Annotated in this window: 12 protein-coding genes and 1 pseudogene; 6 read left to right on the top strand and 7 right to left on the bottom strand. The window is 65.2% G+C overall.

The features are described from left to right. The 4 genes from Q0C64_RS12210 to Q0C64_RS12195 all read left to right on the top strand — a co-directional run. A partial coding sequence (locus Q0C64_RS12210; protein ID WP_294124114.1) for a PhoU domain-containing protein occupies positions 1-336 on the top strand: 336 nt, incomplete at its 5' end. Between the two features lie 7 nt (positions 337-343). Then, the gene (gene phoB, locus Q0C64_RS12205; RefSeq protein ID WP_294124113.1) at positions 344-1033 is read left to right on the top strand and encodes a phosphate regulon transcriptional regulator PhoB; all 690 of its coding nucleotides are present in this window, start codon (positions 344-346) and stop codon (positions 1031-1033) included. Positions 1034-1061: 28 nt separating this feature from the next. Then, positions 1062-1802, top strand: a complete 741-nt coding sequence (gene rlmB / locus Q0C64_RS12200; protein WP_294124112.1) for a 23S rRNA (guanosine(2251)-2'-O)-methyltransferase RlmB — start codon at positions 1062-1064, stop codon at positions 1800-1802. Further along, a complete protein-coding gene (locus Q0C64_RS12195; RefSeq protein ID WP_294124111.1) occupies positions 1802-2425 on the top strand; it encodes a DNA-3-methyladenine glycosylase 2 family protein in 624 nt (207 codons plus the stop codon). Before rlmB ends, Q0C64_RS12195 begins: the two co-directional genes overlap by 1 nt. Here the strand turns inward: Q0C64_RS12195 and Q0C64_RS12190 are convergent. The 3 genes from Q0C64_RS12190 to Q0C64_RS12180 all read right to left on the bottom strand — a co-directional run bounded on the left by Q0C64_RS12190 (position 2422) and on the right by Q0C64_RS12180 (position 5068). Further along, positions 2422-3699 (bottom strand): hypothetical protein, encoded by a 1278-nt coding sequence (locus Q0C64_RS12190; protein WP_294124110.1) that lies wholly within the window; start codon positions 3697-3699, stop codon positions 2422-2424. The two genes, Q0C64_RS12195 and Q0C64_RS12190, sit on opposite strands and share 4 nt — an antisense overlap. A 112-nt stretch (positions 3700-3811) precedes the next feature. Beyond that, on the bottom strand, positions 3812-4504 hold the full coding sequence (locus Q0C64_RS12185) for a pirin family protein (protein ID WP_294124109.1): 693 nt from the start codon (positions 4502-4504) through the stop codon (positions 3812-3814). Positions 4505-4543: 39 nt separating this feature from the next. Continuing rightward, on the bottom strand, positions 4544-5068 hold the full coding sequence (locus Q0C64_RS12180) for a gamma carbonic anhydrase family protein (protein WP_294124108.1): 525 nt from the start codon (positions 5066-5068) through the stop codon (positions 4544-4546). 109 nt (positions 5069-5177) lie between these two features. Here Q0C64_RS12180 and Q0C64_RS12175 point away from each other — a divergent pair, with 109 nt between their 5' ends. Both Q0C64_RS12175 and Q0C64_RS12170 read left to right on the top strand, forming a co-directional pair. Then, positions 5178-5483, top strand: coding sequence for a PilZ domain-containing protein (locus Q0C64_RS12175; protein WP_294124107.1), 306 nt, complete (start codon positions 5178-5180; stop codon positions 5481-5483). Beyond that, positions 5480-6949, top strand: coding sequence for a glycerol kinase (locus Q0C64_RS12170; protein ID WP_294124106.1), 1470 nt, complete (start codon positions 5480-5482; stop codon positions 6947-6949). The genes Q0C64_RS12175 and Q0C64_RS12170 overlap by 4 nt, the downstream gene beginning before the upstream one ends. Before the next feature lie 9 nt (positions 6950-6958). On the opposite strand, the gene Q0C64_RS12165 is transcribed toward Q0C64_RS12170, so the two are convergent. From Q0C64_RS12165 to Q0C64_RS12150, 4 genes and pseudogenes are all read right to left on the bottom strand, one after another. Continuing rightward, positions 6959-7939 carry an SRPBCC family protein gene (locus tag Q0C64_RS12165; protein ID WP_294124105.1) on the bottom strand — a complete coding sequence of 327 codons (981 nt, stop codon included), beginning with the start codon at positions 7937-7939 and terminating at the stop codon, positions 6959-6961. A gap of 3 nt (positions 7940-7942) precedes the next feature. Then, positions 7943-8893, bottom strand: a complete 951-nt coding sequence (locus Q0C64_RS12160) for an acyl-CoA desaturase (RefSeq protein WP_294124104.1) — start codon at positions 8891-8893, stop codon at positions 7943-7945. 9 nt (positions 8894-8902) lie between these two features. Further along, positions 8903-9226 carry a metalloregulator ArsR/SmtB family transcription factor gene (locus tag Q0C64_RS12155; RefSeq protein WP_294124103.1) on the bottom strand — a complete coding sequence of 108 codons (324 nt, stop codon included), beginning with the start codon at positions 9224-9226 and terminating at the stop codon, positions 8903-8905. Positions 9227-9537: 311 nt separating this feature from the next. Continuing rightward, positions 9538-9860 (bottom strand): annotated as a pseudogene (locus Q0C64_RS12150) (site-specific integrase); the annotation flags it as partial.

The following is a 9860-nucleotide window of genomic DNA, read 5'->3' as shown; positions in this document are numbered from 1 at the left end:
TCACTGCTTCCGGAGATGGGCCGGATGGCGACCGAGATGGTCCATGACGTGCTCAACGCCTTTGTCCAGCGCGACGCCGAAGCCGCCGAACGCGTGATCGAACGCGACCGGGCGGTCGACGACTTCTACAACTCCATCTTCCGCACTCTGCTGACCTATATGATGGAAAAGCCGCACAATATCGGACAGTCGGCGCACCTGCTGTTCATCGCCAAGAACGTCGAGCGGGTTGGCGATCATGCCACCAATATCGCCGAAATGGTCTACTATGCTGCGACCGGCCAATATTATGTCGACCGCCCCAAGGGGCCGGACTCACTGGCGGACCTGGACTGAGGTGGCGATGCTCCCCAAACGCTTGTTGCTGGTCGAGGACGATCGAGCGCTGGCCGAGCTGGTCTCGTTTCATTTCGACCGGGCCGGCTATGCCGTCACGCGCACCGGTGACGGCGAGGAAGCGCTGATCCTGGCCGACGAGGTCAAGCCGGACCTGGTCCTGCTCGACTGGATGATCGAGGGGATCAGCGGGATCGAGGTTTGCCGCCGCCTGCGCCGCCGCCAGGCGACCGCCAACGTGCCGATCATCATGCTGACCGCGCGCGGCGAGGAAGACGACAAGATTCGCGGGCTCGAAACCGGTGCCGACGACTATCTGACCAAGCCGTTCAGTCCCAAGGAACTGGTTGCCCGCGCGGGCGCCGTGCTCCGCCGGGTGCGTCCGGCGCTGGCCGCCGAAGCCTTGTCCTATGCCGGGCTGGAGATGGACCTGGTTGCCCACCGCGTGCGCCGGGATGCCCAGTCGATCCAGCTCGGGCCGACCGAATATCGGCTGCTCCGCCATTTCCTCGAAAATCCGGGGCGGGTCTTCTCGCGCCAGCAGCTGCTGGAGACGGTCTGGCCGCACAGCGAGGACATCGAGCTACGGACGGTCGACGTCCACATCCGCCGTTTGCGGCTCGCGCTGGGCGAGCCCGACCTCATCCGGACGGTCCGCTCGGCCGGCTATGCGCTGGATGCGGAAGGGGTTGCCTGAGGCAAGCCGCCGACGCATGGGCTGGCCGATGGCGCGGAAAAACAAAGGCAAGAGCGGCGGCAACCCGAATCGTCCACGATTCTGGGGCAAGCACGCCGTTGCCGCGGCGCTCGACAATCCCGATCGTAGGGTGCTGAAGGCCTGGGCGACGCAAGAAGCCGCGGACTTCATGCGGTTTCCCAACGAAGTGCCGGTGATGCGGGCGGAAGCGCCCGATCTTGGCCGGATGGTTCCGAATGACGCACCGCACCAGGGCGTAGTGATCGAGGTCGAGCCGCTCGAGGATGTCTGGCTGGGCGACCTGCTTGCCGATGCGCCGGACAAGGCCGTGCTGCTGGTGCTCGACCAAGTGACCGATCCGCACAATGTTGGTGCGATCCTCCGTTCGGCGGCCGCCTTTGGCGCGGTCGGCATTGTCACCCAGGATCGCCATTCGCCTCCGGAAGGCGGCGCGCTGGCCAAGGCGGCATCCGGCGCGCTGGAGCGGGTACCCTGGGCGCGCGTCGTCAACCTTGCCCGCGCTCTTGAGGAAATCGCCGAAGCGGGCTTCTGGCGGATCGGCCTGGCTGGCGAGGCCACGACCGACCTCAAGGATGCGCTCGGGCCGCCACGGGTTGCCCTGGTGCTGGGCGCCGAAGGGCCGGGAATGCGGTCAAACACGCGCGAGCATTGCGATGCGCTGGCGCGGCTCCCAATTACGCAGGACGTGGAAAGCCTCAACGTCTCCAACGCGGCCGCGGTCGCACTTTACGCTGCGAGTGTCGCCTGATGGTCCGTACGGTCGATTCCCTTCACCAAAGCCTCGATGCCTTGGCGGAACGAGAGGAAGCCTTTGCCAAGGTGCTAAAGGACCATGGCCGCCCTGATCCAAGAGTCAGCGAACCGGGAGTCGAGACCCTGCTCAGGACCATTGTTGGCCAGCAGGTAAGCGTCGCTGCGGCTCGGTCGATGTGGAACAAGCTGACCGCCAAATTCGGCCAGCCCGTGAATCTGAAGATCCTGCTCGCGGCGAGCGACGAGGAAATGCGCGAGGCCGGCATGTCGCGCCAGAAGGCCGGCTATCTCCGCAGCCTGGCCGGACTGGTGCTGTCGGGCGAACTCAACCTCGCCCACCTTCCCGAGGATGACGAGGAAGCCATTGCCCATTTGGTCCAGATCAAGGGCATTGGCCGCTGGTCGGCGGAGATTTACCTGCTGTTCGCTGAAGGGCGCGGCGACGTCTGGCCTGCAGGGGACCTCGCCGTGCAAATTCAGATTGGCAAGCTGCTGGGCCTCGATGGAAAGCCGACTGAGAAGCAGTTGCGCGAGTTGGGCGAGAAATGGCGACCCCACCGCGGTGCGGCAGCGGTCCTGGCCTGGCATAGCTATAATAGCGTCGGAACAGCGCTCTAACTGGCGAGCCCCATGCTGTGGGGCCGGGCACTAAGGCCGCGGAAGACGCGCGGACCAAGGTCGAGCCGGAACGGCGCCAGTTTCTCGTCACCGTCATTGCCGCGGCCGACCAGGAAGCTGGCTGACGCCTGGCCTTCCCCGCCACCGCCCCGGAACAGGATGTTGAACGCGATCAGGGGCACGAACAGCTTGCGGCCGTCGACCTCAAAGCTGTGCAATTGATCGAGGGGCAGGCGGACCGCGCTCTTGAGCGATACTTTTCCGAGCGGCGGGATGCCCGCCATTCGGTCGCCGGTCGCTTCAGGCTGCTCGAAGAAGGCTGCGATTTCCTGATCCTGGCCGGCATGGGCCGGAACCAGCTTGGCCTCGACCAGCACATCACGGGCCGGCGCGGCGCCGCTGTTGGTCAACACCACGTCGAACTGGAGCAGCACCTCGTGATCGGTGATCACCGCCCGATCCGGCTTGAACTGGAAATTGAGCTCGGGCTTGAGCCCGGTCGACCTGACCAGCCCATCGTCGGCCGGTTTGGTCGCAGGCTTCGGCGCCGGCGCGGGAACCGGATCGGGTCGCGGAGCCGGCTGGGCCCGCGGCGGTACCGGGTCGGGGCGAGGACGGGCCGGCGGAAAGGGTGCCGGCTCAACCTCGGTATCGGGAACCAGCCCGGCGAAGGCCACGCGGCCCGGGTCGGCCTGACGGCGGCTCTTGCCGCGGCGATTCCAGGCGATGAATACGCCGCCACCGATCACCGCGATCAGCGCGGCCAGCCAGGGCCAGGACAAGAAGGATTGTGATCCCGCCAAACTGGCGGCAGGCGGCGTTGCGGCGACGTCCTCGGTCTGCGGCGCCGCGCCGGTCTTGACCTCAAGCGGCAGCGACGGCGGAGCGGCATCGGCGATTGTCGCCGTCGGCGCCGCCGCGATCGGCGCCTGCGAAGTCGAGACTGCCGGCCTGGTCCGCACCGATGGCGGTCCCGCGGCGGGTCCGCGATCGGCCTGCGCCGGCACCGCATTACTGGTGGCCGGCGGTACCAGTTGGGGCTGTGCCGGAGCGGCCACCGCCGGAGAAGTGGAACGCTCGGCCGGGCGCGTCACCGTGCCCTGGAGGTTGAAATTCTGCAGCTGCGAAGGGCCAACCGTGTCAGTCGATACAGGCGGAGCAGCCGTCACCGCGGCAGGCGCGGCGGCATTTTGCGCGGCCACCGGCGCCGCAAGCATCATCGCCGCGGCAAGTCCGCCCAAAGCCTGCATTGTCACGCGGCGACCTGCCGTCATTCTCCCCCGCCCTGCTGGATGAGCGTGCCCGCCGTTCTCGGCGCCACACTTGCGCCGCCGCTATTGGCGAGAAACCTGCGGCGACACAAGCGCTTCCAAGTTGAGCGGAGCCTTAACGCGCGTCGACCAGAACCAATTCGGCGTCGGCGTCGGCTTCAATCGTCACCCGCTGTTCGCCGGTGATCGCGACCCCGTCGCGGGCGTTGGCCTCGACTCCGTTGATCCGCACCCTGGCCGACGGAACGAGATAGAGGTGTCTCGCCGGATCGGGCTCGTAGCTGATGCTCTTGCCCGCTTCCAAAGTGGCACCCAAAACCTTGGCGTCGGCATGGATGGTCAGCGCACCGTCGTCCGCATCGCCGCTGGCAAGCAGCTGGAAGCTGCCGTCGCGGGCCTCCTTGGGAAAAGGCATCATGCCCCAGCTCGGCTGGGTCCCGGGCTTGTCGGTCTCGACCCAGATCTGGAACAGCGTCGTCTCGTCGCCCTCCAGATTATATTCGGCATGGGTGACACCGCTGCCAGCGCTCATCACCTGGACGTCACCAGCCCCAGTGCGGCCTTTGTTGCCCATCGAATCCTGGTGGCTGATCGCGCCGGTCCGGACATAGGTGATGATTTCCATGTCACGGTGCGGATGGGGCGGGAAGCCGGAGCGCGCGGCGATGCGATCGTCGTTCCACACGCGGATCGCGCCCCAGCCCATACGGGCCGGCTCATGATAGTTGGCGAAGCTGAAATGGTGGCGGGCATCGAGCCAGCCGTGGTTGGCGTGGCCCAGCGAGTTGAAGGGTCTAATGTCGATCATGATCCGGAAATGGTCCTCGCCGCCAAGGCCTTTCAAGTGTCAGCGATGTAACTTGAGGCCAGCGGCATAGCGCTCGGCCTTTTCGGCATAATGCGCCGCCGACATCCGGAGCAGCGCGACCTGCTCATCGCTGAGCTGCCGCACCGCCCGGGCCGGCGAGCCGACAATCAACGAGCGCGGCTCGAATAGTTTGCCCTCGGTTACCAGTGCCCCGGCGCCGACAATGCATTGTGCTCCGATCACCGCACCATTGAGGATCCGCGCGCCCATGCCGATCAGCGCTTCGTCCTCGACGGTGCAGCCATGGAGGATCGCCTGATGGCCGACGGTCACCCGTGCACCCAGCGTCAGCGGCGCGCCGGGATCGCTATGGCCGATGGCGCCATCCTGGAAATTGGTCTCGTCCCCAAGGATGATCGGGGTGTTGTCGGCCCGGATCACGGCGCCAAACCAGACGCTGGCCCGAGCCCCGAGCCGCACGTCGCCGATCAGGTCCGCGGAAGGGGCCGCCCAGGCTCCTTCGCCCAATGTCGGTGCAGTACCGTCGATCTCATAAAGCGGCATCGCAGGCAGGCTAGACCGTAACGGACCGAAGGTCGACAGGAGGCTCTTCGCATCGGCACCAATCGCGGTTAGGGTCGTAGTAGGCTCGGAACGCAAGGGGTACGGACCCATGAGCGACAAGGAAGACCCGCGCCGGGCGGAGCGCGTGCCGCTTCGTGCGGACATTGAATTTCGCCGCGCCGGCGAGCATCGCTGGCGCGTCAACATCCTCGACTTCTCGCCAGAGGGATGCCGGGTAGAGGCACCGGTTCGGGTGAAAGCAGACGACACGGTGTGGATCTCCCTTCCCGGCATCGAAACGATTCAGGGCACGGTCTGCTGGGTCAAGGAATGGGAGGCGGGCGTTGAGTTCGCCAGCCCGCTCTATCCTTCGGTATTCGAAATGGTTCGCGAGCGGATGAGAAACGCCGAATGAGCCAGCATTGCCTGCTGGTGATCGACGAAGGGACGACTTCAACCCGGGCGATGCTGTTCCGGCCCGACGGGTCGGTCGCCGGTTCGGCGCAGCGGCCGCTGACCCAGCACTATCCGGCGCCCGGCCATGTCGAGCATGATGCCGCCGAAATCTGGACCAACACGCTGGCAGTCACACGGGAGATGGTCGATGCGGCGGGCGGAGCGGCCAACATCGCCGCGATCGGCATCACCAACCAGCGCGAGACGGTCGTCGCCTGGGACAAGTCGACCGGCGAGCCGATCGGCACCGCGCTAGTCTGGCAGGACCGGCGGACGGCCGAGCGCTGCGCCGAGCTCAAGGCGGCCGGCCATGAAGCCATGGTGCAGGCCAGGACCGGCCTGCTGCTCGACCCCTATTTCAGCGCGTCCAAGATGGAGTGGATGCTCAAGAACCGGCCGGAGACTGTTGCGGCCGGCGTGCGGCTGGCGTTCGGGACGATCGACAGCTGGCTGATCTGGAAGCTCAGCGGCGGAGCGGCCCACATCACCGACGCCACCAACGCCAGCCGGACGATGCTGATGGCGCTGGACGGCCGCGATTGGGACGAGGAGTTGTGCACCCTGTTCCACATCGATCCCGCCAGTCTCCCGCGGATCGTCGATAGCTGCGGCGCGCTGGCCGAAACCGACCCCGCCCTGTTCGGTGCGCCCATCCCGATCTGCGGCGTGGCCGGCGATCAGCAGGCGGCGACCATTGGCCAGGGATGCCTCGCGCCCGGCGACACCAAGGCGACCTTTGGCACCGGCGCCTTCATCCTGACCAACAGCGGCGATGCGCCCCCGCACTCGGCCAACCGCCTGCTGGCGACCGTGCTCAGCCAGGTCGGCGGCGGGCGCGCTTACGCGTTGGAAGGCAGCGTGTTTGTCGCCGGTAGCCTGATGCAATGGCTGCGGGATGGCGTCGGGCTGATCGTCACTGCCGCCGAAAGCGAGGTGCTGGCGCGGTCGGTCGCCGACAATGGCGGCTGCTATATGGTCCCCGCCCTATCCGGGCTTGGTGCGCCCTACTGGCGGCCGGAAGCACGCGGGGCGATCAGCGGGATCAGCTTCGCGACGACCAGGGCGCATATCGTCCGTGCCGCGCTGGAGGCGCAGGCGCACCAGGTCCATGATTTGATGACCGCCTATGCCGCCGACGGGGTGCGCTGGGGCCGGCTGAAGATCGACGGCGGCATGGTGTGCAATGACTGGCTGGCCCAGGATTTGGCCGACATGCTCGACCTCACGGTCGAGCGGCCCGAGTTCATCGAGACGACCGCGCTCGGCGCGGCGATGCTGGCGGCGGTCGGGGCCGGGATCCATTCCGATCTGGAGGCCGCTTCCCGGGCGATGCGGGGTGCAGTGACGATTTTCGAGCCCAGGATGGGCGATGCCGAGCGCGAGCGCAGGCTGGCCGGCTGGAAGGACGCGCTGGCGCGGGTTTGAGATCTACTGTCAGCTGGCGTCGGTTTCCGCCTTCAGCTTGAGGTCTTGCAGCACGCGGCGGGTGTTGCTGCTGGCCGCCCAGCGGGCGATCGGTTCCCAATAGATGATCGGATCAATTTTGAGGCGGTGGGCGGCGCGGATGGTCAGGCGGGTTCTTTGCGGCCCGAGCGGTTCGAGCAGGAACTGGGTCTCTCCGGTTTCGAAATATCCGTTCACGTGAGGGGCGTGGACCCGCTGGTAGGGACTCATTTCCTTCATTGCGGGTGGCTGGGTGAGGACCATGAAGCCCAGCGACCTGCCTTCGTCCCAGTTCGTGACTTGTTCACGCGTTTCTCCCGTGGAGAAATAGCCGGTGCGAACGGCCCCCACCCTTCTGCCTGACAGGTGGGCCCGCTGCGGATAGGCGAGCCCCAGCCGCCCGGCGAGTGTGGGCGGCACTTGAATCAGCTCATCGCTAATCACCGCGTCCCAGACCTTCGGTGCTGCGGCTTCGACGATGATGCTTTCGCTGGTGGGAAATGTAGTTGTCGGGGGAAAGGCCGCATCGACCATGAACATCGCCGGCAGCAGGGCAACACAGTAGATGGGTCCCATAGGGTCCTTGCCGATCCGAGCGGCCCTTCGACCAACCGCACCTCCAGCAATGGCGGCGAGCGCACCCAACGGCGACGCCAGGATCAGGCAGATCAGCCCTTCGAGTGCAAACAGGATCAGCCCAAAGCAGCCGAGGGCGGCGGATAGCAGCACGAGCCCGTTGGTCGCCTTCATGCTCTGCAACTCATGACGGTTGACAAGAAAGCCTGTGGTTATGCCCACCACGAATGGCGTCAGGACGAACAGGCCCCAGCCATAGGCGTGGAACACAAGGGCCGAAATGGCGACGGCGAGGACGATGATCGCCACGCCGGACAAGGTGCCGACAACAACCTGAAAGGTCTTGGTCCGGCTAGCTTCAGCGAGCCATTGGCCGACGCCGCGGCGTTCTGCCATTGGCTAGGCCTCCGCCAACAGCCGGGCCAGCAGCGGGCAGCCCTCGCCGCGTTCGGCCACCCGCCGGAGTGCCGGCCGGTGGGGCAATTCGTCGGGCGTCACGATATTCCAGGCCAGGCCGACGCGCGCGAACGCCACGAGCAGCATCCAGCCAAGATCAACCTGGCCGGGCTCCAGACCGAGCCTGGCCGAACCGGGAAAGGCATGGTGATTGTTGTGCCAGCTCTCCCCCATGCTGATCAGGCCGGCGAGCTTGACGTCATAGCCCTGGACGCAAGCGCCGCTAACGACCCAGGTCTGGCCGCCCTCGCGGTGTGCATAATGGCCGACTAGCCAGTGGCCCGTCACGCAGACGGCGACACGGGCGGCGACACCCCAAACGAGCCAGGGCATTCCGCCGATCGCGAAGAAAAGCAGCGCCCATGGCAGCTGCTGGAGCATCCAAGTCCGCTCCATCCAGGCGTAAACACGATCGTTCGCCAGACGCCGTTCAAGCAAAAACTCGGGCGGGCTCCTCAAGTCGAGACGGCAATGAAGCTGGTGCCAGCCATCCCGCCAGAAGCCTGCCCGATGGGCGAAATAATCGTGGCAAGCGGGTTGGCGCTGCGCCCAATCACGCATGTCGTGCAGCCGGATCATGCCGATCGGGCCGGCCATGCCGACCAAAACGCCGAGATAGACGCAGAGATATTCGAGCCAGAGCGGACAGGCGAAGCTGTTGTGGATCAGCCGGCGGTGCATTCCGACCGAATGGCCGGCGCACAGCGTTATACCGCAAGTGACGATGAAGAGGGCAAAGGCGCCCCAGGTGAAATGGAGTGGGCCGAGGACCAGCGCGGATGCGGTCATCGCGCCGATCCACAGCGACTTGGCCAGGGCCCATCGCACCCTGCCCTGGACGGGATCGCAATTGGCGCCGGCGATGATTCGCTCCGATCCCGACACCAGCTGCATCGCCACCCCCTATTTTCTGGATTTGCTGGAACGCTCTTTTCGCAAGGCCGCACTCTCACGCCTGAGCGGCGTGGAAACTGGGCAAAGCCGCTGGACGAAGCCGTTGAGCGTGTTGGTCAGATTGTCGGGGACGAGCGAATAATGGACGAACTGTCCGCGCTTCTCGCTCTTCACCAGTCCGGCATTCTCGAGGATCTGGAGGTGCTTCGAAATTGCCGGCTTGCTCATGTCGAACCGCGCGGCGACTTCGCCCGCGGTCAGGTCCACTTCCGACAGATAGGCGAGGATCTTGCGCCTGGGCGTCGATGCCAGTGCTTCGAAAACCTTGTCCATCGACCAGCTATTTAACTAATAAGTTAATTAGTGTCAATGTTGAAAAGAGATCTCGACGCCGGACGAGCAGATGGAGGCGACTAGTTTTGGAGGGGCTGAGTTGATCGTCTTGCTCGGATGTGCCCCGCACATCCTGTGCGCGATGATGGTGCCAGGAGAGGACTCGAATAACTTGCCTACGTAGTTGATAATAATATAGTATTTTCCTGACCAATACGAAAAAGCCCCCAAAAAGGCCCCCGTCGAAACAAGTCAGCCCAGATTTTTTGTTCGCATTTGGTTGGCCAATTCCCCAACCGGTTCGCCCCGGATCAATGCGGGCATCCAGATCCCCGAATTGCGGCGATCAGTGCGATGACATTTGGATCACTGAGTGTGTCATGCCGGCGCGGCTGACCTTGCGCCCGTATCAACTCCCCCTGCCGATGCGCGGGCAATTGGCCATAACTGGTGAACGTGGTCAGTACGTCGGCATGGCCAAGGTTCTGCGACCAGGCCTTCATTGTCTCCGCCGGCAGGTCCAACCCCATAGCGTGGCGCACCAGCATGTCGCGGAAGCTGTGTGGGTTGAAATAGGGCAAGCCCGCCCGCTCGAACGCGCGCCGGAAAATCGCATTGATCGGCTGGGTCGTGC

It is taken from the genome of Sphingomonas sp., from assembly GCF_023266535.1.
Taxonomy (GTDB): Bacteria; Pseudomonadota; Alphaproteobacteria; order Sphingomonadales; family Sphingomonadaceae; genus Sphingomicrobium.
Note: the sequence above shows the minus strand (reverse complement) of the source record. Positions and strands in the feature narration are given on the sequence as shown.